Raw genomic sequence first — 25168 nt, forward strand, 5'->3', positions numbered from 1 at the left:
TTTTTACTTGCGCGCCTTGAGGATCACGAATTTCGGCGTGGTGGCGACGTGTTCGACGCCCCGGAACAAGCGCGCCAGCTTGGTGTGATAACCCAAATGCCGGTTGCCCACGATATACAGCGCACCGCCGACCACCAGCGCTTCCCGCGCCTGTTGGAACATGCGCCAGGCGAGGAAATCACCGACCACTTGCTGCTGGTGGAACGGCGGGTTGCACAGCACCACTTCCAGAGAGTCGGCGGCCTGGCCCGCCAGGCCATCGGCGGCACGCACGACTACATCGCGCTCACCCAGCGCGGCTTGCCAATTGGCGGCGGCCGATTGCACGGCCATATACGATTCGTCCACCAAGGTGTACTGCGCGTCAGGGTTTTGCAGCGCACTGGCGATGGCCAGTACGCCGTTACCGCAACCCAGGTCGGCCACCCGCGCGTTGCCGAGGTTTTTCGGCAGGTGCGGCAGGAACGCGCGGGTGCCGATGTCGAGGTTTTCGCGGCAGAACACATTGGCGTGGTTCAGCAGTTCAATGGCCGGTGCGTCCAGCGTGTAGCGGGTGGGGTAAGGCGAGACGGCAACCGGGCGGTCTTGCACCGTGGCGATCAGCAAGCGTGCTTTTTTGACCGCCAGCGACGCCTGCATCGGCCCGATATAGCGCTCCAGCAACTCGCCTGCCGCCCTTGGCAAGTGCTTGATCATCGCCCCTGCGACGACCTGGGCACCCGGCGCCAAGTGCCCTTGCAGGCGGATCAATTGTTCTTCAAGCAGTGCCAGGGTTTTCGGCACACGAATCAGCACGCAATCGAAAGGCCCGGCGGGTGTCTGGCTGGCCGGAATGAACGGTACAGCGTCAAAGCCCTTGCCGTTGCGTATCAGGTTTTTCTCCAGGCCCTGGGCCGCCAGGAATGAGTCGCCGCTGGAGGTGACCTGCATGTGGCCCTGAAGGCTGGCCGCCAGGGCGCCGAAGCTGTCGTTGAGCACCAGCACGCGGCTTGCAGCAGGCAGCTGCTGTTCGGCCAGATGATTGAGCAGGTACTCGTCAGCGGCATCGAACGCTTGCAGCGGATCGTTATGTTGCTCTGGCTGGCGGATCAGATCGAGCTGGGCGAAGGGGCTTTCGAGCAGGGGCATGGCGGGGGAGGCTCTGGGTAAACGATGAGTGTTCGGCAGTGGCCGGCCGAACCGTCTGAGTGAACTGCGTGCTGCACCGGTGGGCTGCTTAACACTCAGAATGGGCCGCAAATATTACTTTTTTTTCGGCGGGATGGCATGGCGTTTCTCGTTGGGCTAAAACAGCCCCATTTTTGATGCGCGGAGCACGGCGGCGATTTTGTTATTGACGCCTAGCTTCCTGAGTATGCGGCTGATGTGAAAGCCTACCGTCCGCGGTGTGATGGAAATAATCGCGGCAATCTCGTCAGCCGTCTTGCCCATGGCCGACCATTTGAGTATTTCGGTTTCCCGTGGGGTCAATGTGCTGGCGGGGTGGGCATGGGGTTTGTCGGCATGCTTATGCACCATTACCGCATGCATCGCATGGCAGAGCCATAACATCAGCGCGGCTTTTTCGTACAGTTCTTCCGGTGTGACTGCGCCCCTGGAGCGACTCAGGGTCAACATGCTGAATACGCCCCGGAAATCATGCACGGTCAAGGTCACCGCGTTGTGCAAGTGCAAGGCTTGCGCCAGTTCCCAGAGGCCTGGTACGTCTTTGAATGTTTCTGCACCCCAGACAAGGGGTAAGACATTCTCGTTGCAGTACTTCACCACAGGGTCTACGACGGAGAACTTTGCCTTGGCATACGTTGTTTTCCATTCATCTGGATAGTTGGTGAGTTCAATCGGAGGGGTTTGCTCTTTAGGTAAGTTGGAACTCATCTTGAAGTAACAGTGGTGGAAGCCGAGTTCATAGGTTTTAGTCTTCACCATATCAAAAATCTCGGTGACCTCATCCTCGCCTTTATATGGGGGGGCTGTGTATTTTGCCAGCGGATCATTGAATACTCTCCATGCCATGCCATTTTTCCGTGCCGTGAGGTACTTCCTGAACCCCTCCAACGCTGCACGAAAATGAGTGTAGGACAAGGGCTACATTCCAAGAGGAAAATTTCGTTATTGAGCGGAAGGATTTTAGAATTTTCTGCAAGGCTATCCGCAGATGCTCTCCGGCAGGCCGTTGGAAATCAAAGCTTATTAAAGGTTTGAAGCGTACTGTAACGATCAACTAACACCGTCTTATGACGTTCCTAAAAAGGCTAATAGCGAATTGATTAGCGGTGAAATTATATTGCCATTACTGCTGTTTGCAGGATGCCATCACTCGCCGTAGGTGTTTCCCCGCGCTACTTTGAGAGACACTAGGGCACCTGTTGAACGGAGGCCCCCATGACGGCCAGTGCTGAGAAATTTACCCGCCAGACCTTGCTCGATGTGCAATCGCTGACCCCCAGCCTGTTTACCCTGCGCACCACCCGCGATCCTGGGTTTCGTTTCACGGCGGGCCAGTTCGTGCGCCTGGGGGTGACCAAGGCGGATGGCAGCACCGTATGGCGCGCTTACTCGCTGGTGTCGTCGCCGTTTGACGAGCACTTGGATTTCTTCTCCATCGTCGTCCCGAACGGTGAGTTCACCAGTGAGCTAAGCCGTCTGCGGGTAGGCGACACGCTGCTGGTGGAACGTCAGGCAACCGGCTTTCTGACCTTGAGTCGTTTCGTCGATGGTCGCGATTTGTGGATGCTGGGCACCGGCACCGGCGTTGCGCCGTTCCTATCGATTTTGCAGGATTTTGAAGTCTGGGAAAAATTCGAGCGCATCATCCTGGTGTACAGCGCACGCGAAGCCAGGGAGCTGGCGTATCAGGCGCTGATCAAGGAACTGGGTGAGCGCGAGTACCTGGCCGAATACGCGCACAAGCTCACCTACGTTCCCATCGTCACCCGTGAACAACATCCAGGCGCGCTGAATGGGCGCATCACCACCCTGATCGAAAATGGCGAACTGGAAAGGGCGGCCGGCGTGGAGTTGACCCCGGAGCATTCCCGCGTACTGATTTGCGGCAACCCGCAGATGGTCGATGACACGCGGCAGTTGCTCAAGCAACGAAATATGAACCTGAGCTTGAGCCGCCGTCCGGGCCAGGTGGCGGTCGAAAACTACTGGTAATAAAAAAGGCGCCTCAAGCAGGGCGCCTTTTGTCCAAACCGGCAGTTACTGCAGCGGTTTGTCGTTCTGGGCCTTGAGCAGATCGCGGATCTCGCCCAGCAACACTTCTTCCTTGGTCGGCACCGGTGGCAGCTTTGGCGCAACGGCCTCTTCGCGCTTCAGGCGGTTGATGACTTTTACGCCCATGAAGATCGCGAACGCGACGATCAGGAAGTCCACGACGCTCTGGATGAATTTACCGTAGGCCAGGATCACCGCGGGTGCGTCGCCTTGCGCCGCCTTGAGTGTCACGGCCAGGTCACCGAAGTCCACACCGCCGATCAACAGACCGAGTGGCGGCATCACCACGTCGCCTACAAAGGATGAAACAATTTTGCCGAAGGCGGCGCCGATGATGATACCGACCGCCATATCGACCACATTACCTTTGACCGCGAAGGCCTTGAACTCACTGATCACGCCCATAGGTTATTCCTTGTTACAGATGAGAAGGGTGGAACTCAGTGTAAGTCAGTCGTACCGGGCTTGCCTGACACAACTGTGAACACTGTTAGTTTTAATCGACACATTAAATCGCAAATAGTTTGCAAAGTGCCACCAATCGCGCGCGAGATACGCGCCAAATCAGGGGTTTACCAGATTATTTTATTAATCGCGGTGGTACGGCTTTTCTATTTATCTTCTGACTCGCGGGTCACTAGCCTCTGGCAAGCACAACTGAATGTGCATTAAAAAAACCAGAGGAAACCTCGATGAAAAATCCAAAGAGCCGCGGGCCTGTCGCAGCGCGATCCGTGCTGGTACTGGTGACCGCCAGCCTGCTTTCCCTTTCTGTGCAAGCCGCCAACCTGACGCGCGATAACGGCGCCGCCGTGGGCGACAACCAGAACTCGCAAACCGCCGGCCCCAACGGCCCGGTATTGCTGCAGGACGTGCAACTGATCCAGAAGTTGCAACGCTTTGACCGCGAACGCATCCCTGAGCGTGTGGTTCACGCCCGTGGCACCGGGGCCCACGGCACCTTCACGGTCACGGACAGCCTCAGCGACCTGACCAAGGCAAAAGTGTTCGCCGCCGGCGAAGCCACGCCGGTGTTCGTGCGCTTTTCCGCCGTGGTCCACGGCAACCATTCCCCGGAAACCCTGCGTGACCCGCGCGGTTTCGCCACCAAGTTCTACACCGCTGACGGTAACTGGGACCTGGTCGGCAACAACTTCCCGACGTTCTTTATCCGCGATGCCATCAAGTTCCCGGACATGGTCCACGCGTTCAAGCCAGATCCGCGTACCAACCTGGACGACGATTCCCGTCGCTTCGACTTCTTCTCTCACGTGCCCGAATCCACTCGCACCCTGACCGAGCTGTACTCCGACTCGGGCACCCCGGCCAGCTACCGCGAAATGGACGGCAACGGTGTGCACGCCTACAAGTTGATCAACGCCAAGGGTGAAGTGCACTACGTCAAATTCCACTGGAAGAGCCTGCAAGGCATCAAGAACCTGGATCCCAAGCAGGTCACCGAAGTGCAGGGTCGTGACTACAGCCACATGACCAACGACCTGGTCACCCATATCAACAAGGGCGACTTCCCCAAGTGGGACCTGTATGTGCAGGTGCTCAAGCCGGAGGACCTGGCCAAGTTCGATTTCGACCCGCTGGACGCCACCAAGATCTGGCCGGGTGTGCCCGAGCGTAAAGTCGGACAAATGGTGCTGAACCGCAACCCGGCCAACGTCTTCCAGGAGACCGAGCAAGTGGCCATGGCCCCGGCCAACCTGGTGCCGGGTATCGAGCCGTCGGAGGACCGCCTGCTGCAAGGCCGAGTGTTCTCTTACGCCGACACCCAGATGTACCGCCTGGGCGCCAATGCCCTGCAGCTGCCGATCAACGCGCCACGGGTGACGGTCAACAACGGTAACCAGGACGGCGCGCTCAACATGGGCAAAACCACGAGCGGCGTGAATTACCAGCCAAGCCGCCTGGAACCACGCGAAGAACCGCAGGCCGCGCGTTATAGCCAGTCGGCCCTGTCGGGCAGCACCCAGCAGGCGAAGATCCAGCGTGAGCAGAACTTCAAGCAGGCTGGCGATTTGTATCGCTCCTACAGTCAGAAAGAGCGTCAGGACTTGATCGAAAACTTCGGCGGCTCCTTGGCGACCACTGACGAGGAGAGCAAGCACATCATCCTGTCGTTCCTCTACAAGGCCGACCCGGAGTACGGCACCGGCGTGGCCAAGGTTGCCAAGGGCGACCTGGCTCGCGTGAAAGCGCTGGCGGACAAACTGACTGACTGATCCGTTGGTTCCGGTCGGCGCCCGCAAGGGCGTCGACCCCTGGCAGGAGAAACCCATGCGTATTTCTATCGGTTTGCTGATGGCCATGCTGGCCTTTGTCGCTCATGCCGAGCCCTCCGACCCGGTCGCGCTCAAGGCTCAGCTTCAAGATTATTACTTCGACGCCGCCCGCCGTGGCGATGTCGACATGCTCAACACCTTTATCGAGTCCGGCTACAGCCTCAACAGCCAGGACGACAAGGGCTACACGGCGCTGATCCTCGCCGCCTATCACGGCCAGGGCCCGTTTGTGGAGCGTTTGCTCAAGGCTGGTGCCGACGCCTGCGTGCAGGACAAACGCGGCAATACCGCGCTGATGGGGGCGATTTTCAAGGGCGAGTTGAAAATCGCCCAGCGCCTGCTGGCCACCGACTGCAACCCCGACCAACGTAACGGCGCCGGGCAGACCGCCGCCATGTACGCCGGGCTGTTCAAGCGTGTCGAGCTGCTGGACGAACTCAAAGCCAAGGGCGCCGACCTCAACGCCGAGGACCCGGTCGGCAACAGTGCTTCACGATTGGCCAGCGGTGAAATCCGGACCCCGGCGCCGCGCTGAGCTATCATCGCGGTTTTTCGGTTGGAGGTTCTCAAATGGCCAAGGCCAAGCGCATGTACGGCTGCACGGAGTGCGGCGCGACCTTTCCCAAGTGGGCCGGCCAATGCACCGAGTGTGGCGCCTGGAACACCCTGACCGAGACCATGATCGAAAGCGGCGGCGCGGCGGCGCCGACCGGTCGAGCCGGCTGGACCGGGCAACAGGCACAGATCAAGACCCTGGCCGAAGTCAGCGTCGAAGAGATCCCGCGCTTTTCCACCGCGTCCGGCGAGCTGGACCGCGTCCTCGGCGGCGGCCTGGTGGACGGTTCGGTGGTGCTGATCGGCGGCGACCCCGGTATCGGCAAGTCGACGATCCTGCTGCAAACCCTGTGCAGCATCGCCAGCCGCATGCCGGCGCTGTACGTCACCGGCGAAGAATCCCAGCAACAAGTGGCCATGCGCGCGCGCCGCCTGGGCTTGCCCCAGGACCAACTGCGGGTGATGACCGAAACCTGCATCGAAAGCATCATCGCCACCGCGCGCATCGAAAAGCCCAAGGTGATGGTGATCGACTCGATCCAGACCATCTTCACCGAGCAACTGCAATCGGCGCCGGGCGGCGTGTCCCAGGTGCGCGAAAGCGCGGCGCTGCTGGTGCGTTATGCCAAGCAGAGCGGCACGGCGATCTTCCTGGTCGGCCACGTGACCAAAGAGGGCGCGCTGGCCGGGCCACGGGTGCTGGAGCATATGGTCGACACCGTGTTGTATTTCGAAGGCGAGTCCGACGGTCGTCTGCGCTTACTGCGGGCGGTGAAGAACCGCTTCGGCGCGGTGAACGAGTTGGGCGTATTCGCCATGACTGACCGGGGGCTGAAAGAAGTCTCCAACCCCTCGGCGATCTTTCTGACCCGCGCCCAGGAAGAAGTCCCAGGCAGCGTGGTGATGGCAACGTGGGAAGGCACCCGGCCGATGCTGGTCGAAGTGCAGGCGTTGGTGGATGACAGCCATTTGGCCAACCCACGGCGCGTCACCTTGGGACTGGATCAGAACCGTCTGGCGATGCTGCTGGCGGTATTGCACCGTCACGGTGGCATTCCGACCCACGACCAGGACGTGTTCTTGAACGTGGTCGGCGGGGTCAAGGTGTTGGAGACAGCGTCCGATCTGGCATTGATGGCGGCGGTGATGTCGAGCCTGCGCAACAAACCGTTGCCCCACGACCTGCTGGTGTTTGGCGAAGTCGGCCTGTCCGGCGAAGTCCGCCCGGTGCCCAGCGGCCAGGAACGCCTCAAGGAAGCCGCCAAGCACGGCTTCAAACGCGCGATTGTGCCCAAGGGCAACGCGCCGAAGGAAATGCCTGCGGGGTTGCAAGTGATAGGTGTGACACGTCTCGAACAGGCGTTGGATGCTTTGTTCGAATAATTCAGTAACACCGCGACCCCCATGTGGGAGCGGGCTTGCTCGCGAAGGCAGGGTGTCAGTCGATAAATTCATCGCTGACACACCGCTTTCGCGAGCAAGCCCGCACACATTTGAATTGTGTTGGCTGTTATAGCTGCAGCAAGGTGCCCAACTCCCGTTCCAGTTCTTCCTGATCACCCAGATTCAACTCGATCAGCCGCCGCAGATGGCTGATCGAGTCCAGGTCGATTTCCTTGCACACAAAGCCTAATTGGCCGTGGTCATCGTGGGTCAGCTTGACCTGCATCTTTATATGGGCCTTCGGATCCAGGCGAATGTCGACGTCGAACGGCAGCGCCTTATTGCCTTTCCAAGTGTCGGGCCGCTTTATCGCCAGGCCCTTGAGCGACAAATCCAGCAATTCCACCGGCCAGTCGTGGCCGTTTTGCCGCAGTTCGGTGGCTGCATCAATCGCGATCCGGCGGAAACAGCGGCGATCAGACGGTGGCTCGGTCATGGTTAAACCCTCTGTGGATAGAAGGAGTGTAGCCCTGCGCCATCATTGGCCCGGTTTTTCTGCTTTTTTTGCCTTGGCAAGGCTCTAGACCAACGTAGGGGGGTGGCCTTTAAGGCCAGTAGCGCTAAACTCCGGTTGGCTGTCCTTTCTGTCCACCCTGGCTGGAATATAAAAATGAAAAATAATAATAGCCTGCTACGCCACTTACCCTGGCTGGTGCTGGCAATCGTAGGAGCGTGCGCCCTGGGCGTAGTGGCCTTGCGCCGCGGCGAGGCGATCAACGCCTTGTGGATTGTGGTTGCCGCGGTGGCCATTTATCTGGTTGCTTACCGTTACTACAGTCTGTTCATCGCTAACAATGTGATGCAACTCGACCCACGGCGGGCCACCCCCGCAGTGCTCAACAACGATGGTTTGGACTATGTGCCGACCAACAAACACATCCTGTTTGGTCACCACTTTGCGGCGATTGCCGGTGCAGGCCCGCTGGTCGGCCCGGTGCTGGCGGCGCAAATGGGTTATCTGCCCGGCACGCTCTGGCTGATTGCCGGCGTGGTGCTGGCCGGTGCGGTGCAGGACTTCATGATCCTGTTCCTGTCCACGCGTCGTAACGGCCGTTCCCTGGGGGACATGGTTCGCGAAGAGATGGGCCGCATTCCCGGGACCATCGCGCTGTTCGGCTGCTTCCTGATCATGATCATCATCCTTGCGGTGCTGGCGCTGATCGTGGTCAAGGCCCTGGCCGAGAGCCCGTGGGGCATCTTCACGGTGATGGCGACCATCCCGATCGCGATGTTCATGGGCATCTACATGCGCTACATCCGCCCGGGTCGCATCGGTGAAATCTCGATCATCGGCGTGCTGTTGCTGCTGGGTTCGATCTGGCTGGGCGGGCAAATTGCCGCTGATCCGGTGTGGGCCAAGGCCTTCACCTTTACCGGTATCCAGATCACCTGGATGCTGATCGGCTACGGTTTCGTCGCAGCGGTACTGCCGGTTTGGCTGATCCTGGCCCCACGCGACTACCTGTCGACCTTCCTGAAAATCGGCACCATCATCGCCCTGGCGATCGGCATTCTGGTGACCATGCCAGACCTGAAAATGCCGGCACTGACCCAGTTCATCGACGGCACCGGCCCGGTGTGGAAGGGCGGCCTGTTCCCGTTCCTGTTCATCACCATCGCCTGTGGCGCGGTCTCGGGTTTCCACGCGTTGATCTCTTCGGGCACCACGCCCAAGTTGCTGGCCAGTGAGAGCCATGCCCGTTATATCGGCTATGGCGGCATGTTGATGGAGTCGTTCGTGGCCATCATGGCCATGGTTGCCGCTTCGGTGATCGAGCCTGGCGTGTACTTCGCCATGAACAGCCCGGCTGCCATTGTCGGCACCGATGTGGTCACTGTTGCGCAAACCGTCAGCAGCTGGGGCTTTGCGATTACGCCTGAGGCGCTGTCGGCCGTTGCCCATGACATCGGTGAAACCACCATCCTGGCGCGTGCCGGTGGTGCACCGACGCTGGCAGTGGGTATCGCGCAGATCCTGCACAGTGTGCTGCCGGGTGAAAATACCATGGCGTTCTGGTACCACTTTGCGATCCTGTTCGAAGCGCTGTTCATTCTGACGGCCGTCGACGCCGGTACCCGTGCCGGTCGTTTCATGCTGCAGGACTTGCTCGGCTCCTTCGTCCCGGCGCTCAAACGCACCGAGTCCTGGACCGCCAACCTGATCGCGACCGCCGGTTGTGTGGCCATGTGGGGTTACCTGCTGTACCAGGGCGTGATCGATCCACTGGGCGGCATCAACACCTTGTGGCCGCTGTTCGGTATCTCCAACCAGATGCTGGCGGGTATCGCGCTGATGCTGGCCACCGTTGTGCTGATCAAGATGAAGCGTCAACGCTACATCTGGGTGACCCTGCTGCCGGCGGTCTGGCTGCTGATCTGCACCACTACGGCGGGCTTCATCAAGCTGTTCGACGCCAACCCGGCGATCGGCTTCCTGTCGCTGGCCAAGAAATACAGCGATGCCCTTGCCAACGGCCAGATCCTCGCCCCGGCCAAGAACATCGACCAGATGCAGCACGTGATCTGGAACGCCTACACCAACGCAACGCTGACGGCGCTGTTCCTGTTCGTGGTATTCAGCATCCTGTTCTTTGCGCTCAAGGTCGGCGTAGCCGCCTGGGGCAACAAGGAACGTACGGATAAAGAAGCCCCGTTCCAGGCCGTACCGGACGCGTGATCGAGGATTGCAACCATGTTCAATGACATCAATCGCCTCGGTAAATACCTCGGTCAGGCCGCGCGCCTGATGGTCGGCATGCCCGACTACGATACGTACGTCGAGCATATGCAAACCAAGCACCCGGACAAACCGATGATGGACTACAAGGCGTTCTTCCGCGAACGCCAGGAGGCCCGTTACGGAGGCAAGGGTGGACCCAAGTGCTGCTGACCCGGTAGTTAGGGTTGCGGTGATCCCCTGTGGGAGCCGGCTTGTGTGGGAGCTGGCTCCCACATTTGTTTTGTGTTCCTTCAGTTATAAGGAGAACTGTCTTTGTCCTCTCCCATCCCCGTCACCGTCCTCAGCGGCTTCCTCGGTGCCGGCAAGACCACCTTGCTGCGCCATCTGCTCAAGGCCGAGCACGGCCTGAAGATTGCCGTGATCGAAAATGAATTCAGTGACGCCGGTATCGACACCCAGTTGTTGGGCGCGGAGCCGGTGCAAGTCATGACCCTGTCCAATGGCTGCGTGTGCTGCACCATCCACACCGACCTGACCAAAGCCCTGTACCTGTTGCTCGAGCGCCTGGACAGCGGTGAGATCGCCTTTGACCGCCTGGTGATCGAGTGCACCGGCCTGGCCGATCCGGCCCCGGTCGCCCAGACCTTTTTCATCGACGAGGAACTGCGCGAGCGCTACATCCTCGACGGCATCATTACCCTGGTAGACGCCGCCCACGCCGAGCATCACCTGACCCAGACCATCGCCCAGGCCCAGATCGGTTTTGCCGACCGCCTGCTGGTCAGCAAGCGCGACCTGGTGGATGACGCCACCTTTGATGCCCTCAGCGAACGCCTGACCCGCATCAACCGTCGCGCGCCGATCCGCGTGGTGGACCATGGCGCCATCGACCTGGCCGAACTGCTCGATGTGCGCGGCTTCAATCTCAACGCCGGCATGAGCCTGCGCCCGGTGAGCGCCGCGCCGTCCATTGACCGCATCTCAAGCCTGGTACTGCGCACCGACCAGCCGCTGGACATCGACCGGCTCAGCGCGTTCATGAACGAGCTGCTGGAAGACCACGGCAAGCAACTGCTGCGCTACAAAGGCGTGCTGAACATCGCCGGGGAAGAGCGGCGCATGGTGTTCCAGGGTGTGCTGAAGCTTTACGGGTTCGATTGGGATACCGAGTGGGAGGAGGGTGAGGCGCGGGAGAGTGTGATTGTGTTTATTGCCGATGAGCTGCCGGAAGACAAGATTCGCGAAGGCTTTGCCAAGGTCTACCAACCCTGACTTGAAACACGGTCAAAACTGTGGGAGCTGGCTTGCCTGCGATGGCGGTCTGTCAGTTATCCCATCAATGGCTGGACCACCGCTATCGCAGGCAAGCCAGCTCCCACAGTTGACCCTGTTTCAAGTTGAAATTGGCATAAAAAAGCCCGGCTCTTCAGCCGGGCTTTTTGTTCAAGCAACCGCTATCAAGCGCCGTACACTGGCAGCTTCTTGCAGATGGCCTTGACCTTCTCACGCACCGCATCGATCACGGCTTCGTTGGAAAGGTCCGCCAGGATGTCGCAGATCCAGCCGGCCAGTTCCTTGCACTCTGCTTCCTTGAAGCCGCGAGTGGTCACCGCCGGGGTACCGAAGCGCAGGCCGGAGGTGACGAACGGCGAACGTGGGTCGTTCGGCACGGAGTTTTTGTTCACGGTGATGAAGGCTTTGCCCAGGGCAGCGTCAGCATCCTTACCGGAAATGTCCTGCTTGATCAGCGACAGCAGGAACAGGTGGTTCTCAGTACCGCCGGAAACCACGTCAAAGCCGCGCTCGATGAACACGCCAGCCATGGCCTTGGCGTTCTTGACCACTTGTTGCTGGTAGGTCTTGAACTCAGGCTGCAACGCTTCCTTGAAGCAGATCGCCTTGGCGGCGATCACGTGCTCCAGCGGGCCACCCTGGGCGCCCGGGAATACCGCGGAGTTCAGCTTCTTCTCGATCTCGGCATTGGCGCGCGCCAGGATCAGGCCGCCACGTGGACCGCGCAGGGTCTTGTGGGTGGTGGTGGTGACCACGTCAGCGTAAGGCACCGGGTTCGGGTAGACGCCAGCAGCGACCAGGCCGGCCACGTGGGCCATGTCGACGAACAGGTAGGCGCCAACCTTGTCAGCGATTTCGCGGAAGCGTGGGAAGTCCAGGATCTGCGAGTAGGCAGAGAAACCGGCCACGATCATTTTTGGCTTGTGCTCGACCGCCAGGCGCTCGACTTCGTCGTAGTCGATCAGGCCGTTGGCATCGATACCGTATTGAACGGCGTTGTACAGCTTGCCGGAGGAGGAAACGCTGGCGCCGTGGGTCAGGTGACCGCCGTGGGCCAGGCTCATGCCCAGGATGGTATCGCCGCCTTGCAGCAGGGCCAGGTACACGGCGCTGTTGGCTTGGGAACCGGCGTGGGGCTGGACGTTGGCGTAATCGGCGCCGAACAGTTCCTTGGCACGGTCGATGGCAAGCTGCTCAACCACGTCAACGTACTCGCAACCGCCGTAGTAGCGCTTGCCTGGGTAGCCTTCGGCGTACTTGTTGGTCAGCACCGAACCTTGAGCCTCCATCACCGCAGGGCTGGTGTAGTTTTCCGAAGCGATCAGCTCGATGTGCTCTTCCTGGCGCACGGCTTCTTGCTCCATGGCGGCAAAGAGATCGGCGTCGTACTTGGCAATAGTCAAATCACGGCTGAACATGGCGGTCCTCAAGGATCGGGGGCAGAAAAGGAGGGCATTCTAACCCAATGGGTTTTAGATGGCATATGAAAGGACATCATGTCGCGGACAAGTGGGGTTCACTTGGGATGAGTGGTGCCAGTGAGGGCCTATTCGCGAGCAAGCCCGCTCCCACACTTGACCGAGTTCCATCCTTGAAATGCGGTCGAATGTGGGAGCGGGCTTGCTCGCGAAGGGGCCATCAGCCGCACTGAAAAGGTTCAGTCGAACATGAACAGCGCATCATTGCTGAACTGCGCCGCAAACCGATTCGCCGGCATCGGCCGCCCGAACAGATAACCCTGCACCTCATCGCAGCCATGTTCGCGCAGGAAGTCCAACTGCTCATGGGTCTCCACGCCCTCTGCGATCACCGCCAGATTCAGGCTGTGGGCCATGGCGATAATGGCGCGGGCGATCTGTGCATCCTGCTCGCCGGACGGCAGGCCATCGACGAAGGTGCGGTCGATCTTCAGCACATCGATAGGGAATTGCTTGAGGTAGTTGAGCGACGAGTAACCGGTGCCGAAGTCGTCCACCGCAATGCTCAGGCCCAGGTTCTTCAGGCTGTCGAGGATCTGCATGGCCTCGTTGACTTCGCGCATCAGGATACTTTCGGTCAGCTCCAGCTCCAGGCACGCCGGCGACAGGCCGGTGTCCTTGAGAATGGTGGCGATGCGCGTGCCGAGCTGGCCGTCGGAGAACTGCCGCGCCGAGATGTTCACAGACACTTTCGGCACGCGCACCTTGTTCTGGTGCCAGCTCTTGAGCTGGCGGCAGGCTTCGCTGATGACCCAGTCGCCGACATCGACCACCAGGCCCAACTCTTCCAGCACCGGGATGAAGTCGCCCGGCGGCACCAGCCCGCGGCGCGGATGGCGCCAGCGGAGCAGGGCTTCGGCGCCGGTCAGGCGCTTGCCGTCGCCGCTGAACTGTGGCTGGTAATAGAGCACGAATTCGTTCTGTTCCAGGGCGTGGCGCAAGTCGCTTTCCAGCTCCAGGCGTTCCAGCGCGCTGGCGTTCATGTCGGCCTGGTAGAACTGGAAGTTGTTCTTGCCGCGTTCCTTGGCGTGATACATCGCCGTGTCGGCGTTTTTCATCAACTGGCTCAGCTCATTGCCGTCCTGGGGGCTGAGGGCGATGCCGATGCTGGCGGTCACGAAGAACTCGCGGCCTTCCAGTACAAAGGGCTTCACGAGGCTTGCGAGGATCTGCTCGGCCACATGAATCGCGCGGTTCAACGCCAGTTCACGGTTGACCCGTGGTTGCAGCAGCAAGGTGAACTCGTCGCCGCCCATGCGCGCCACGGTGTCGTCTTCGGCCACGCAGCCCAGCAGGCGCGTGGCCATTTCCTTGAGCATGCGGTCGCCGGCGGCGTGGCCCAGGGAGTCGTTGATCGGTTTGAAACGGTCGAGGTCGAGGAACATCAGCACCACCCACGACTTCTGCCGCTCGGCCGCCTGCAACGCGGTGTGCAGGCGGTCCTGGAACAGCGTGCGGTTGGGCAGGTGGGTCAGGGCGTCGTAATAGGCCAGGCGATGGATGCGCTGTTCGCTGGCTTTGCGCTCGCTGATATCACTGAAGAAACACACGTAGCTGGCCAGGTCGCCTTCATCGTCGAACACGGCGGTAATGCCGACCCACGCCGGGTAATGCTCGCCGTTGCGGCGCTTGAGCCACACTTCGCCTTCCCAGGTGCTGTGCTGGTGCAATTGCTTGAGCACGTAGCGCAGGTGCGCTTCCTGCTGTTCGTCGACGGTGAGCAGGTTCGGCAACTGGTCGAGTACATCGCTCACCGCGTAGCCGCTGACCCGGCTGAACGCCTCGTTGGCCTGCACGATGTAGCCCGCCGGGTCGGTGATCAGGATCGCCGAGGTGGAATGTTCGAATACCGTGGCCGCCATGCGCAGGTCTTTTTCGGCGCGGCGTTGCTGGCTGATGTCGCGACCCACGCCAAGGATGCCCTCGAAAGCGCCGTGCTCATCCCACACCAGCACCAGGCGCAGCTCGATTGGCACCTTGCGCCCGTCGGCGCGCAGGCAGTCGAACAGGAATAGTTGGGTTTGAATGTCATCACGCAGCGTGTTCAGCGCCTCGAGATTGCCCAGCGCGCGGCTGACCTGTTCCATCAGGCTATAAATGCCGTTCAGTTGCTTTGGATTGGCGATGATCGACTGCCAGCCGTGCTTGAACACCCAGTCCACGTCATAGCCCAGCACCGCATTGACCGAAGGGCTGATGTAGTTGAGGGCCAGTTGGCTGTCGGTGGAGCAGATCACGTCGCTGATGCTTTCGGCCAGCATGCGGTAGCGCTTTTCACTGTCGCGCAAGGATTCGCTGGCTTCGATCTGGTCGGTGATGTCCTTGGCCACGCCGATAATGCGGGTGATCTGCGCCGTCTTGTCGCGCGCCAGGGCTTGTTCGCGAATGTCGAAGCGGCGCCACTGGTTATTGCGATGGCGGAAGCGCAACTGGCACTGCAATTGGGTGGTGTAGCCGATCTGGCGCTGTTGCTGGCGCAAGTCGTGATAATGCTCGGCGTCTTCGGGGTGCAGCAGGATTTCCCAGAAGTACTCGCCCATTTGCTGCAGTTCGGCTTTGTTGTAACCGAGGGTATGCCCCAAATGGTGGTTGCTGAAGATCATGCGCTGGCTGATGACGTCCTGCACATACAGGTGGTCTGGCACAGTGCGGACCACGTCCGACCAGAACCCCTCACGCTCCACCAGCGACAGCTCGATCAGCTTGCGGCTGGTGATATCGCTGATGCTGAGGATCACTGCCTTGAAATCGTCCTGCTGCTCCGGCAGGCGCATGACCAGCCACAGGTATTGGTCGTTGCCGGCCACGTCCTTGAGCTGGATCTCAAGCTCCAACTGGTTCTGGCGGGCCAGGAAGGCTTCGAGTATCGAGTAACCGATCGCGGTGGCGTTGTGCGGGCAGTCATCGATCAGGCGGTCCCAGGCTTCTTCGCAGGAACTCACATTCAACAGGCGCACCGCCACCTGGTTGACCTCGGTGACGCGCAGCTCCTTGAGCAGTCGCTTGCGCTCGTCGGGGTTGTCCTGCAGCCAGGCATGCAATTGTTCGCGGGTCTGCAACGAGGTCTTGTCGAAAAAGGCGTTGAGGCCAGACAGGTCAAGCACGCACAGGGCCACGCCGGTGCCTTCGAAAATGTCCTGGTAGCGCCGCCGGCCCTCATTGACCTGGCGCTGACGGCGGCGCATGTTCAGCAACACGATCACAGGGATCAGCGAGAACGCCAGGCCCAGCAGGCATTTGCCGATAAACGCCGGCAGCAGTTGTTCCAGCACGGCGGTGCGGTCGAACAGCCCGCGCAATTGCCAGTCGCTTTTGCTCAGGGGCGTGACCAGTACGCTTTTGTTCATTTCGTCCGGCGTCAGCGCGCCGGCCCATTGCGCTGGCATGCCGCTGTCACGGCTGACGACGCGGTGGTTAACGCGATTCTCGATGACCCACGTCGGGCGTTGGCCCTGGCTGTCCTGGCGCGTCAGGCTGGCCAGGTAGTCGGGTGTCAGGCGCAGTGCCCAATACATCCTCGAGCCGCCGCTGGGCTGGTGCAGCAGCAGATAGATAACGGTGCCGTCGTTGCTGTTGCTCAGGTAATAGGATTGGGAGTGGCTGCGCTGGACCAGCTCTTCGAGCCAGGCGCCATCCTGGCTGTCAGTGGCGCTGTCACTGATCATCGCGCCGCTGGGGGCGAGCAGGGCGACGCTGCGCAGCTCCGGCAGCGAGCGCTGCAGCATGCGCATCAAGGCCACTTGCTGTTCGCTGTCGCGGGGCGGTTCGACCATCGGCAGCAGGTTCAGGGCGATTTTGGCGCTGAGGGCCATGTTCAGGCTGATCTGTTCAGCCAGGTCGGCGCTGTAGTCGATGGTGTATTGCTGCTGGTCCTTCTGGTTTTGCTGCAGTTGATCCAGCAACTGCCAGAACAAAAGCGCGAGCAGCATGAGGACAAGCGTCGCCAACGCGCCCTTGAGGGTGCCGTGCAGGGGCGCTCCCGGCGCTATATGAGCGGCGCGCAGGGGAGTTGGCGGCGTGACTTTGGACAAGCTGTGATCCTGCGGTTTGGCTGGACTGGCGCGCGACGTGCACTATAAGCCGGACGCCCGGAGGGCGGCTAGCATGCCTTGACTTGTGGCAAAGTGCCAGCCCCGCCTGGCGGCTACTACAGTGTGCCGCTGGTGTGGATCAGGCTGTCCGCCAGCCGGCCCAGGATCGCAAGGGTGAACAGGCTGATAACCACAGAAGCCGTGCGGTTGATGGTGTGCGGCGTCAACCAGGCGTAGCCGCCCCGCTTGATGCGGGCGCCAAACAGCACCCACGCACACCCCACCGGTATCACCACCAGCGTGAACTGGGCGACGAACTGCATGTACAAGGACACATCGGTAAACGTCTGGATCGGCACAATAAACGAAACGATCAGCAACCCCTTGGGGTTGATCAGCGTCAGCATGAAAAACTGCAGGTTGGACACCCGTGCTTCAGGCGGGGACTTAAGTGTCTCGTCGGGATTGCGCCACAGCAGGTATGAAGTCCTGATCAAATAACAGATCGAGGCGAACTGCACCACTTTCAGCCCCCAGGGCGCACGGTCGCCGAGATGGCTGAACAAGTAGCCCCAAAAGGAGATTTGCGCCAGGTAGGCCAGGCACTCCAGCAGGCTCAGCGGCCAGGCACGCCTGAACCCCTTGAGTATCCCCGAGCGCAACAGCAACGTGTTGGTGGGGCCCGGCATTAATAGCAGCAAACCGAGTGCGGACAGGACGCCGAGCATGAAGGGTTGTTTCCTGGAGACTGGGGGGCAGGGTCGGCTAATCTAACAGATAGATTTCGATACGCCCGGCCACTTGGGTTAACCTTGGGGATTGGCAATGCTATGTACAGCGCCATGACGCTACGTAGGCCTGTTCTTACTTTTTCATGAGGTCCACATTTTGGCTCAATACGTCTTCACCATGCATCGGCTGGGCAAAGTTGTCCCACCGAAGCGGGAAATCCTTAAAAACATCTCGCTGTCCTTTTTCCCTGGCGCCAAGATCGGCGTGCTCGGCCTCAACGGCTCGGGTAAGTCCACGCTGTTGAAAATCATGGCCGGTGTCGATACAGAGTTCGAAGGCGAAGCCCGCCCGATGCCCGACCTGAACATCGGCTACCTGCCGCAGGAGCCGATCCTCGACCCGACCAAAACCGTGCGTGAAGTGGTCGAAGAGGCGGTCAGCGTGATCAAGGACGCCCAGGCGCGCCTGGACGAGGTCTACGCCGCCTACGCCGAACCGGATGCCGACTTCGACAAGCTGGCCGCCGAGCAGGCCAAGCTCGAAGCCATCCTGCAGGCCGGCGACGGTCACAACCTGGAGCGCCAGCTGGAAGTGGCCGCCGACGCGCTGCGCCTGCCGGCGTGGGACGCCAAGGTCGAGTTTTTGTCCGGTGGTGAAAAACGTCGTGTGGCCTTGTGCCGCCTGCTGCTGTCGGCCCCCGACATGCTGCTGCTCGACGAACCGACCAACCACCTGGACGCCGATTCCGTCGCCTGGCTGGAACATTTCCTTCACGATTTCCCGGGCACCGTGGTTGCGATCACGCACGACCGCTACTTCCTGGACAACGTGGCCGGCTGGATCCTCGAACTCGACCGTGGCGCCGGCATCCCTTACGAGGGCAACTACTCCGGCTGGCTGGAAGCCAAGTCCGACCGTCTGGCCGCCGAATCCAAGCAGCAGTCGGCCCACGAAAAAGCCATGAAGGAGGAATTGGAGTGGGTGCGCAAAGGCGCCAAGGCCCGCCAGTCCAAATCCAAGGCCCGTCTGCAACGCTTCGAAGAAATGCAGTCGCAGGAATTCCAGAAGCGCAGTGAAACCAACGAGATCTACATCCCGGCCGGTCCACGCCTGGGTGACAAGGTCATCGAGTTCAAGAACGTGTGCAAAGGCTATGGCGACCGCGTGCTGATCGATAATCTGTCGTTCTCCATGCCAAAAGGCGCGATCGTCGGCGTTATCGGCGGTAACGGTGCGGGTAAATCCACGCTGTTCCGCATGCTGATGGGCAAGGAAACCCCGGACTCCGGCAGCATTGAGATCGGCGAAACCGTGCAGTTGGCCTGCGTGGATCAGAGCCGTGAAGACCTGGACGGCAGCAAGACGGTGTTCCAGCAGATCTCAGACGGTTCCGACCAGATCCGCATCGGCAACTATGAAATCCCGGCGCGCACCTATGTCGGCCGTTTCAACTTCAAGGGCGGCGACCAGCAGAAGTTCGTCAAGGACCTGTCCGGTGGTGAGCGTGGTCGCTTGCACCTGGCCCTGACCCTGAAAGAGGGCGGCAACGTCCTGCTGCTCGACGAACCGTCCAACGACCTCGACGTTGAAACCCTGCGTTCCCTCGAAGAAGCCCTGCTGGACTTCCCGGGCGCCGCCATTGTGATCTCTCACGATCGGTGGTTCCTTGACCGCGTCGCGACGCACATTCTGGCGTACGAAGACGACTCGCAAGCGGTGTTCTTCGAAGGCAACTACACCGAGTATGAAGCGGACCGTAAAAAGCGCTTGGGTGAAGCAGCTGCCCAGCCGCATCGCGTACGGCATAAAAAACTGGCCTGATTCGGGTCGGTGGTTTGAAAGAGCGGAGCCTTCGGGCTCCGTTTTTTGTGGTTTTTTTCAGGCAGACCGAGGTGGGTTCATCGCAGGCAAGCCAGCTCCCACACCTGACCGCGCCGAGGCTGATGTACTCGATCAATGTGGGAGCTGGCTTGCCTGCGATAGCGGTTCAACTGTTGGTGCATGCTCTAAATTGAAATCCCTTTTTTGGTGCGATAAAGCGCACTTATTTATATGCAGCGCACCATTTAAATTCACAAAGGCGACATTTTGCCCTGTTGCAGTGCGAAATGAATTGATAAAGTCCGGCTCAATCTCCCTTAACAACAATCAATTTGCCGAGACTTTTCATGACCGAATCCGTCGAGTCCTTCCTCGCCCGCCTCAAGAAACGCGACCCCGACCAGCCGGAATTCCACCAGGCCGTAGAAGAAGTCCTACGCAGCCTGTGGCCGTTTCTTGAGGCCAATCCCCATTACCTGAGCGCCGGCATTCTGGAGCGCATCTGCGAACCTGAACGTGCGATTACTTTCCGGGTTTCGTGGGTGGATGATCAGGGCAAGGTTCAGGTCAATCGCGGTTTCCGTATCCAGATGAACAGCGCCATCGGCCCTTACAAAGGTGGCCTGCGCTTTCATCCTTCGGTGAACCTTGGGGTGCTGAAATTTCTCGCCTTCGAGCAGACCTTCAAGAATTCCCTGACCTCGCTGCCCATGGGCGGCGGTAAAGGTGGCTCGGATTTCGACCCCAAGGGCAAGAGCGACGCCGAAGTCATGCGCTTCTGCCAGGCGTTCATGAGCGAGCTGTACCGCCATATCGGCGCGGATGTGGATGTACCGGCCGGCGATATCGGCGTGGGCGCCCGTGAGATCGGCTTCCTGTTCGGCCAGTACAAACGCCTGAGCAACCAGTTCACTTCGGTGTTGACCGGCAAGGGCATGACCTACGGCGGCAGCCTGATCCGCCCGGAAGCCACCGGTTTCGGCTGCGTGTACTTCGCTGAAGAAATGCTCAAGCGCAACGGCCAGCGGGTCGAGGGCAAGCGCGTGGCCGTGTCCGGCTCCGGTAACGTGGCGCAATACGCGGCGCGCAAGGTCATGGACCTGGGCGGCAAAGTGATTTCCCTGTCTGACTCCGAAGGCACCCTGTACGCCGAAAACGGCTTGACCGAAGAGCAATGGTCGGCGCTGCTGGCGCTGAAAAACGTGCAACGCGGTCGCATCAGCGAACTGGCCGAGCGTTTCGGCCTGGAGTTCCGCAAAGGCCAGGCACCCTGGGCACTGGCCTGCGACATCGCGTTGCCCTGCGCGACCCAGAACGAACTCGACGCCGATGCCGCACGCACGCTGCTGCGCAACGGCTGCATCTGCGTGGCCGAAGGCGCCAACATGCCGACGACTTTGGAGGCTGTGGATATCTTTATCGAGGCCGGTATTCTGTTCGCCCCAGGCAAGGCCTCCAATGCCGGTGGCGTAGCAGTGAGCGGGTTGGAAATGTCGCAGAACGCCATGCGCCTGCTGTGGACCGCCGGTGAAGTGGACAGCAAGCTGCACAGCATCATGCAGTCGATCCACCACGCTTGCGTGCATTACGGCGAAGAAGACGGGCGGATCAACTACGTGAAAGGCGCGAACATCGCGGGTTTCGTCAAAGTCGCTGACGCGATGCTGGCCCAAGGCATCGTCTAAACCTCGGGCTCGATGCGCAGCACTTCAATCAACTGATCGCCGACGGGGCGTTTCCACAACACCTCGTCGCCTACCTGGGCACCCAGCAACGCGCGGCCCAGGGGCGAGCCCCAGTTGATCAAGCCGGCGCCCGCATCGGCCTGGTCCTCGCCGACCAACTGGATACGCTGCTGTTCGTCCTGTTCAATGGCGAAGGTCACCCAACTGCCGATCTGTACCTTGTCGGTGGACGTGGCCGGTACCACGACCTGGGCGCTTTGTACGCGCTGGTTGAAGTAACGCAGATCCCGTTCAAGGTCAGCCTGGCGCTGTTTATCAGCCTGCTCGCCCTTGGTGGATTCGCTGCTGTATGCCTGCTGCAACTGCGCGACCTTGGCCTGCAACTGCACCAGCCCCTGTGCGGTCAGGCGATTGGGTTGCTGGCTGACTTGGCGCTCCACTGGCTGATCAGCCTGGGCGGCGGCGTTGTCTTCATTTACAAATGCACGGCTCATGGTGTTCTCCCTCAATGGAGTTTGGGCCATGTTCACCGCGCTTTAGTTTCGATGGATATCTGAAAGCGACCTATTGCGAGCGATAAGCCCTGGCGGCGTCGCGGTCTTTCTCCTGTTGCCACGCCCGATCCCGGTCATCCCAGTGGCGTTCCTTATAGTCGCGCAGGTCCTCGTTCTCGCGCATCGCCTTGCACTGACGAAAACCGTCTTCCCAGCCTTCGGCGTATTGCCGGTCCTTGAGATAGCGAGCAACGTTCTTGCGAAACTCACCGGTAATCACCCCGGCGGCCTGACGACCGCTGCTGCAGCCATCATCGAAGCCGTCGGCAAAAGCCGGTGGGTAACCCTTGGCTAGCAAATCCTGGTGAGTTGACTGGCAACCGGATAACACCATCACTGCACACAGCAATACCGCAGACCGCCACATGGCGTACTCCCTGGCCGTTTCACGGCTTATAGGGAGAAGTCTAGATCGGGATTCGTTGGGGGGATGTGAAAGGGGTGTGAGAAAGGTGTGGCGGGCGCAAACCGCACGATGGTCCTGGCCGAACTCAGAACCAAATGTGGGAGCGGGCTTCGTTGCTTGAGTCTTGCATAAGCAGTCGACCGCATTCCTGTGGCGAGCGGGCTTGCCCCGCGCTGGGGTGCGAAGCGCCCCCAATGAAGGCGATGCGGTGGATCAGGCCTACCTCTGCGCCGGGTTTTAGGGCTGCTGCGCAGCCCAACGCGGGGCAAGCCCGCTCGCCACAGAGGACCCAGTTTGCTGCGCGACAGCGCTACGTCGAAGCGGTAGTGGAACTCCCACATTTTGATTTTTGCCAGGCTTCAATCAGTAGTGATACCACTTCACTTCGAGCATCACTTCATTCACTGGTGTCGACAAGTGGCTGTATTCGCGCTGCGCGCTCAGGCGCAGGCCCAGGTTGCGCGACAGTTCCCATTGCTGGTTGAGGCTGATGCTGCGGCGCACTTCGCCATTGGTGAAAAAATCACCCTTGGCTTCCAGGCTCAAATTGCCCAGCGGGTTTTTCCACAGCACGCCGGTATTGAACCCGGCCGCCGGGGAGATGGCTTCGTTGAAGTCATTGTTGTGTTCCACACGCACGGTGCCGAGGGCGAAGCCGAGCATGTCGTCGCGCAGTTGCCAGGTGCCGCCGGCGCCGCCGTTGACGTGGGCGACCAGGGTTTCGTCATCGTGTTTGCCGGGCACCCGCTCCAGGCCGCCGGTGACTTGCCATGACCAGGGCTGCAACAAGGCGTTGCGCGGGGTCAGGGAGCGGATGGTGGCCAGGTCCAGTTGCTGCAGTTGCCAGTGGTTGCCTTCGTACTGGCGCAGTTTCATTTGCAGGATTTCGATCTGCGCGCCGAGGGGAAAGCCTTCGGCGTTGTCGTTGAGGTCATGGTAGGCCATGCGCAGGCCGTATTCGCCGAAGGCCTTGTCGCCACGGGTGCCGATGCCGGCTTGCCAGGTGCGCGATTCATGGCCGTTTTCCGGCAGGCCTGGGGGCGTGATCTTCAGGTCGGGCGCGGGGTTCTGGTTGATCGCGCGCAGCAGTTCGAAGCTGCGCTGGGAGCGGGCGGTGTCGCGTTCCAGGCCATTGGCGCGGTAGCGGCCCAGGCGATAGGCAGCGTCGATGATCAGGGCCTGGCGCTCGCGGGGCAACGCTTTGAAGGCTGGTTCCTGCAATTGTTTCTGGTCGTCGCTGACTTTGAGTACCCATTGTTGCTCATCGCCATCCAACGGTTTGGCGCGTTCGAGCAGCTCGCGCTCACGGGACGGCCGGTAATCGATCTTTTCTACAAGACCTGCCTCTTTCACGGCCTTGACCGTGTCGGTCGGGATGGCGGTGAGCGGAAACTGTTCGGTCAGGCGCAGGCCGGGGCGTGCCACTTGCAGCAGTTCGAGCAGGCGATAGGAGCAGTTTTCGTCGAAGAAGAAATAGTCGAACTGGATCTGCTTGAGTTCCCACACGTGCTCGACCATGCGTTTGGTCTCGACTTCGGTCAGGTTCAGGCGGTATTCCCACAGGTCGCGGTTTTCGAGGCTACGGTACTCGGAGAGTTTTTCCTGGTAGGGCACCAGGGCGAACAGGCCGGGGTAACCACCCATCAGGCCTTTCCAGGCATAGAGGATGCTGTTGTCGGAACCCTCGATATAGGCGCCGAAGTTGATCGCGTAACTGAGCAGAGCGGTGTTGTTGCTCTGTACGTCGGCCTGGTCGATGCGCAGCAGGGTGTGGCCAAACATGGAGGACGGGCTGTTAAGGTAGGCCGCCGGGAAGATCATCACCGCGCTGTGGGGGGCGACGTCCTTGAACCATTGCTTGAATTCTGTGCAGTCAACGGCCGGCAGGTCAGTGAGGTGCAACTGATCCTTGAGCCAGCGGGTACGTGCGGGATAAACGCATTGGGCATGTTTTTCGCCAAGGCTGGCCGGTGCGTAGAGCGCATCAACGGTGGCCTTGAGTTCGGCCTCGGGATGGTGGGCGCCATCGGCGGCGAGGAAAAACTTCTTGTCGCTGACATAGCTGCGCCAGCCGCTGATTTTACCGGCTTCGTAATGGCCCAAAGATAGCCAGAACGGATCATTGGCCAAGTGCTGCAAACGTTGATCATCGATAGGCGGCGCCGCGTACAGCGGGGCGCAGGTAAAGAGTGCCAGCCAGGCAAAGCGTTTGAGCATAGGGGCAACTTAAGTCGGAATAAATAAAGACCCAAAGGGGAGGCGGGTCCAAAAAGAGCCCGCGCCTTTGGTAGGCGCGGGCGGGTCGAGCTTAAGCCTGGGTAGCGTATTTCGCCAGACGGGCATCGCTTTTCAGTACAGCAATGGTGTTGTTGTGCACATCGTCAGCGGTCACGTCAGCTTTGCTGAAGATTTGCTGGAAGTGTTCGTGAGTCACGGCTGCGAAGTGCTCGCGGTCTTCCGGTGCAACGCCCAGTACCACCGCGTAGGTGGTCAGCGCTTCGCCATTACCCTTGGCCATGTCTTCGGACAGCTCGTTCATCATGCCATTCATGGCAATCCAGGACTTGCCGCCATAGGACAGCGCGCTGTTGGTGCTGCAACCGTTGGTGCCCGAGGTCATGCCGAAGGTGGCGTTACCCGAAGTGCCGTTGGTGGTGGAAGCCAGGAAGTGAGCTGGAGTGCCACGCTGGCCTTCGAACAACATGTTGCCCCAACCGCAGTTCGGGCCACCGGGTGCTTCTGCCATTGCATTGAGGGATACGACGGTGAAGAGAGTACCGAGAAGGATCCGTTTCATAGCTTTGTTCTCTTTGTGTGCAAACCAATGGACAAGGGTTCAGGCACTTCATAGCGCCCTAGGGATCGGTTATTAGTCCAACCCGCGCAGTTTGGAGTTTAGGCACGTTCCAAGGGTTCCGTGAGTTTTTTATAAAACACCGAATCATGTCACGATATTTTTGCAGGACGCATCCCGCGT

General features: G+C 60.2%; 20 protein-coding genes. 9 read left to right on the forward strand and 11 right to left on the reverse strand.

Annotation, left to right across the window (positions count from 1 at the left end; translation table 11 throughout):
* Positions 1–3 precede the first annotated feature (3 nt).
* Positions 4–1128, reverse strand: a complete 1125-nt coding sequence (locus H0Z09_RS13500) for a methyltransferase (protein WP_186691049.1) — start codon at positions 1126–1128, stop codon at positions 4–6.
* 156 nt (positions 1129–1284) lie between these two features.
* Entirely contained in the window at positions 1285–2082 is a 798-nt protein-coding gene (locus tag H0Z09_RS13505; RefSeq protein WP_346656792.1) for a LuxR family transcriptional regulator, read from the reverse strand.
* 300 nt (positions 2083–2382) lie between these two features.
* Between H0Z09_RS13505 and H0Z09_RS13510 the strand changes: the two genes are divergently transcribed.
* Complete coding sequence (locus H0Z09_RS13510) at positions 2383–3159, forward strand: ferredoxin--NADP reductase (protein ID WP_186691050.1); 777 nt, start codon at positions 2383–2385, stop codon at positions 3157–3159.
* A 45-nt stretch (positions 3160–3204) separates the two neighbouring features.
* Here the strand turns inward: H0Z09_RS13510 and mscL are convergent, their stop codons facing one another.
* Positions 3205–3624 (reverse strand): large-conductance mechanosensitive channel protein MscL, encoded by a 420-nt coding sequence (gene mscL, locus H0Z09_RS13515; RefSeq protein WP_186691051.1) that lies wholly within the window; start codon positions 3622–3624, stop codon positions 3205–3207.
* 287 nt (positions 3625–3911) lie between these two features.
* On the opposite strand from mscL, the gene katB reads away from it, so the two are divergent.
* From katB to radA, 3 genes are read left to right on the forward strand one after another with little or no spacing between them, the layout of a single operon-like run.
* Positions 3912–5453 (forward strand): catalase KatB, encoded by a 1542-nt coding sequence (katB, locus tag H0Z09_RS13520; protein WP_186691052.1) that lies wholly within the window; start codon positions 3912–3914, stop codon positions 5451–5453.
* Positions 5454–5508: 55 nt separating this feature from the next.
* Positions 5509–6048: an ankyrin repeat domain-containing protein gene (locus H0Z09_RS13525; RefSeq protein ID WP_186691053.1), complete on the forward strand. Its 540-nt coding sequence runs from the start codon at positions 5509–5511 to the stop codon at positions 6046–6048.
* 35 nt (positions 6049–6083) lie between these two features.
* Complete coding sequence (gene radA / locus H0Z09_RS13530) at positions 6084–7451, forward strand: DNA repair protein RadA (protein ID WP_076952730.1); 1368 nt, start codon at positions 6084–6086, stop codon at positions 7449–7451.
* Between the two features lie 127 nt (positions 7452–7578).
* Here the strand turns inward: radA and H0Z09_RS13535 are convergent, their stop codons facing one another.
* Positions 7579–7947: a PilZ domain-containing protein gene (locus tag H0Z09_RS13535; RefSeq protein WP_186691054.1), complete on the reverse strand. Its 369-nt coding sequence runs from the start codon at positions 7945–7947 to the stop codon at positions 7579–7581.
* Positions 7948–8121: 174 nt separating this feature from the next.
* Between H0Z09_RS13535 and H0Z09_RS13540 the strand changes: the two genes are divergently transcribed.
* From H0Z09_RS13540 to yjiA, 3 genes are all read left to right on the forward strand, one after another.
* Positions 8122–10188, forward strand: a complete 2067-nt coding sequence (locus tag H0Z09_RS13540; RefSeq protein WP_076952732.1) for a carbon starvation CstA family protein — start codon at positions 8122–8124, stop codon at positions 10186–10188.
* A gap of 15 nt (positions 10189–10203) precedes the next feature.
* A complete protein-coding gene (locus H0Z09_RS13545; RefSeq protein ID WP_033901562.1) occupies positions 10204–10401 on the forward strand; it encodes a YbdD/YjiX family protein in 198 nt (65 codons plus the stop codon).
* Positions 10402–10503: 102 nt separating this feature from the next.
* Positions 10504–11463 (forward strand): GTPase, encoded by a 960-nt coding sequence (gene yjiA, locus H0Z09_RS13550; protein ID WP_186691055.1) that lies wholly within the window; start codon positions 10504–10506, stop codon positions 11461–11463.
* 185 nt (positions 11464–11648) lie between these two features.
* Here yjiA and glyA read toward each other — a convergent pair whose 3' ends face one another.
* The 3 genes from glyA to H0Z09_RS13565 form a co-directional block, all read right to left on the reverse strand.
* Complete coding sequence (gene glyA / locus H0Z09_RS13555) at positions 11649–12902, reverse strand: serine hydroxymethyltransferase (protein ID WP_076952735.1); 1254 nt, start codon at positions 12900–12902, stop codon at positions 11649–11651.
* 239 nt (positions 12903–13141) lie between these two features.
* Positions 13142–16993 carry a bifunctional diguanylate cyclase/phosphodiesterase gene (locus tag H0Z09_RS13560; RefSeq protein WP_186691056.1) on the reverse strand — a complete coding sequence of 1284 codons (3852 nt, stop codon included), beginning with the start codon at positions 16991–16993 and terminating at the stop codon, positions 13142–13144.
* A 116-nt stretch (positions 16994–17109) separates the two neighbouring features.
* Complete coding sequence (locus H0Z09_RS13565; protein ID WP_186691057.1) at positions 17110–17721, reverse strand: LysE family transporter; 612 nt, start codon at positions 17719–17721, stop codon at positions 17110–17112.
* Between the two features lie 160 nt (positions 17722–17881).
* On the opposite strand from H0Z09_RS13565, the gene ettA reads away from it, so the two are divergent.
* Positions 17882–19546 carry an energy-dependent translational throttle protein EttA gene (gene ettA, locus H0Z09_RS13570; protein WP_076952738.1) on the forward strand — a complete coding sequence of 555 codons (1665 nt, stop codon included), beginning with the start codon at positions 17882–17884 and terminating at the stop codon, positions 19544–19546.
* A gap of 347 nt (positions 19547–19893) precedes the next feature.
* The gene (gene gdhA, locus H0Z09_RS13575) at positions 19894–21231 is read left to right on the forward strand and encodes an NADP-specific glutamate dehydrogenase (protein WP_186691058.1); all 1338 of its coding nucleotides are present in this window, start codon (positions 19894–19896) and stop codon (positions 21229–21231) included.
* On the opposite strand, the gene H0Z09_RS13580 is transcribed toward gdhA, so the two are convergent.
* The 4 genes from H0Z09_RS13580 to H0Z09_RS13595 all read right to left on the reverse strand — a co-directional run bounded on the left by H0Z09_RS13580 (position 21228) and on the right by H0Z09_RS13595 (position 24988).
* A complete protein-coding gene (locus H0Z09_RS13580) occupies positions 21228–21725 on the reverse strand; it encodes a GreA/GreB family elongation factor (RefSeq protein WP_186691059.1) in 498 nt (165 codons plus the stop codon). The genes gdhA and H0Z09_RS13580 overlap by 4 nt on opposite strands.
* Positions 21726–21795: 70 nt before the next feature.
* Positions 21796–22152 (reverse strand): hypothetical protein, encoded by a 357-nt coding sequence (locus H0Z09_RS13585; protein WP_076952741.1) that lies wholly within the window; start codon positions 22150–22152, stop codon positions 21796–21798.
* Positions 22153–22554: 402 nt separating this feature from the next.
* Positions 22555–24408 (reverse strand): DUF4105 domain-containing protein, encoded by a 1854-nt coding sequence (locus tag H0Z09_RS13590; RefSeq protein WP_186691060.1) that lies wholly within the window; start codon positions 24406–24408, stop codon positions 22555–22557.
* A 91-nt stretch (positions 24409–24499) separates the two neighbouring features.
* Positions 24500–24988: a DUF3015 domain-containing protein gene (locus H0Z09_RS13595; protein ID WP_010206666.1), complete on the reverse strand. Its 489-nt coding sequence runs from the start codon at positions 24986–24988 to the stop codon at positions 24500–24502.
* Positions 24989–25168 lie beyond the last annotated feature (180 nt).

The sequence above is a fragment of the Pseudomonas sp. SWRI18 genome, assembly GCF_014268345.1.
Taxonomy (GTDB): domain Bacteria; phylum Pseudomonadota; class Gammaproteobacteria; order Pseudomonadales; family Pseudomonadaceae; genus Aquipseudomonas; species Aquipseudomonas cedrina.

Coding starts and splice junctions, on each gene's coding strand:
- mscL (WP_186691051.1), bottom strand. CDS start 3,624: ATGGGCGTGATCAGTGAGTTCAAGGCCTTCGCGGTCAAAGGTAATGTG.
- H0Z09_RS13535 (WP_186691054.1), bottom strand. CDS start 7,947: ATGACCGAGCCACCGTCTGATCGCCGCTGTTTCCGCCGGATCGCGATT.
- H0Z09_RS13595 (WP_010206666.1), bottom strand. CDS start 24,988: ATGAAACGGATCCTTCTCGGTACTCTCTTCACCGTCGTATCCCTCAAT.
- radA (WP_076952730.1), top strand. CDS start 6,084: ATGGCCAAGGCCAAGCGCATGTACGGCTGCACGGAGTGCGGCGCGACC.
- katB (WP_186691052.1), top strand. CDS start 3,912: ATGAAAAATCCAAAGAGCCGCGGGCCTGTCGCAGCGCGATCCGTGCTG.
- H0Z09_RS13565 (WP_186691057.1), bottom strand. CDS start 17,721: ATGCTCGGCGTCCTGTCCGCACTCGGTTTGCTGCTATTAATGCCGGGC.
- H0Z09_RS13540 (WP_076952732.1), top strand. CDS start 8,122: ATGAAAAATAATAATAGCCTGCTACGCCACTTACCCTGGCTGGTGCTG.
- H0Z09_RS13590 (WP_186691060.1), bottom strand. CDS start 24,408: ATGCTCAAACGCTTTGCCTGGCTGGCACTCTTTACCTGCGCCCCGCTG.
- H0Z09_RS13525 (WP_186691053.1), top strand. CDS start 5,509: ATGCGTATTTCTATCGGTTTGCTGATGGCCATGCTGGCCTTTGTCGCT.
- H0Z09_RS13500 (WP_186691049.1), bottom strand. CDS start 1,128: ATGCCCCTGCTCGAAAGCCCCTTCGCCCAGCTCGATCTGATCCGCCAG.
- glyA (WP_076952735.1), bottom strand. CDS start 12,902: ATGTTCAGCCGTGATTTGACTATTGCCAAGTACGACGCCGATCTCTTT.
- H0Z09_RS13580 (WP_186691059.1), bottom strand. CDS start 21,725: ATGAGCCGTGCATTTGTAAATGAAGACAACGCCGCCGCCCAGGCTGAT.
- H0Z09_RS13585 (WP_076952741.1), bottom strand. CDS start 22,152: ATGTGGCGGTCTGCGGTATTGCTGTGTGCAGTGATGGTGTTATCCGGT.
- H0Z09_RS13545 (WP_033901562.1), top strand. CDS start 10,204: ATGTTCAATGACATCAATCGCCTCGGTAAATACCTCGGTCAGGCCGCG.
- gdhA (WP_186691058.1), top strand. CDS start 19,894: ATGACCGAATCCGTCGAGTCCTTCCTCGCCCGCCTCAAGAAACGCGAC.
- H0Z09_RS13510 (WP_186691050.1), top strand. CDS start 2,383: ATGACGGCCAGTGCTGAGAAATTTACCCGCCAGACCTTGCTCGATGTG.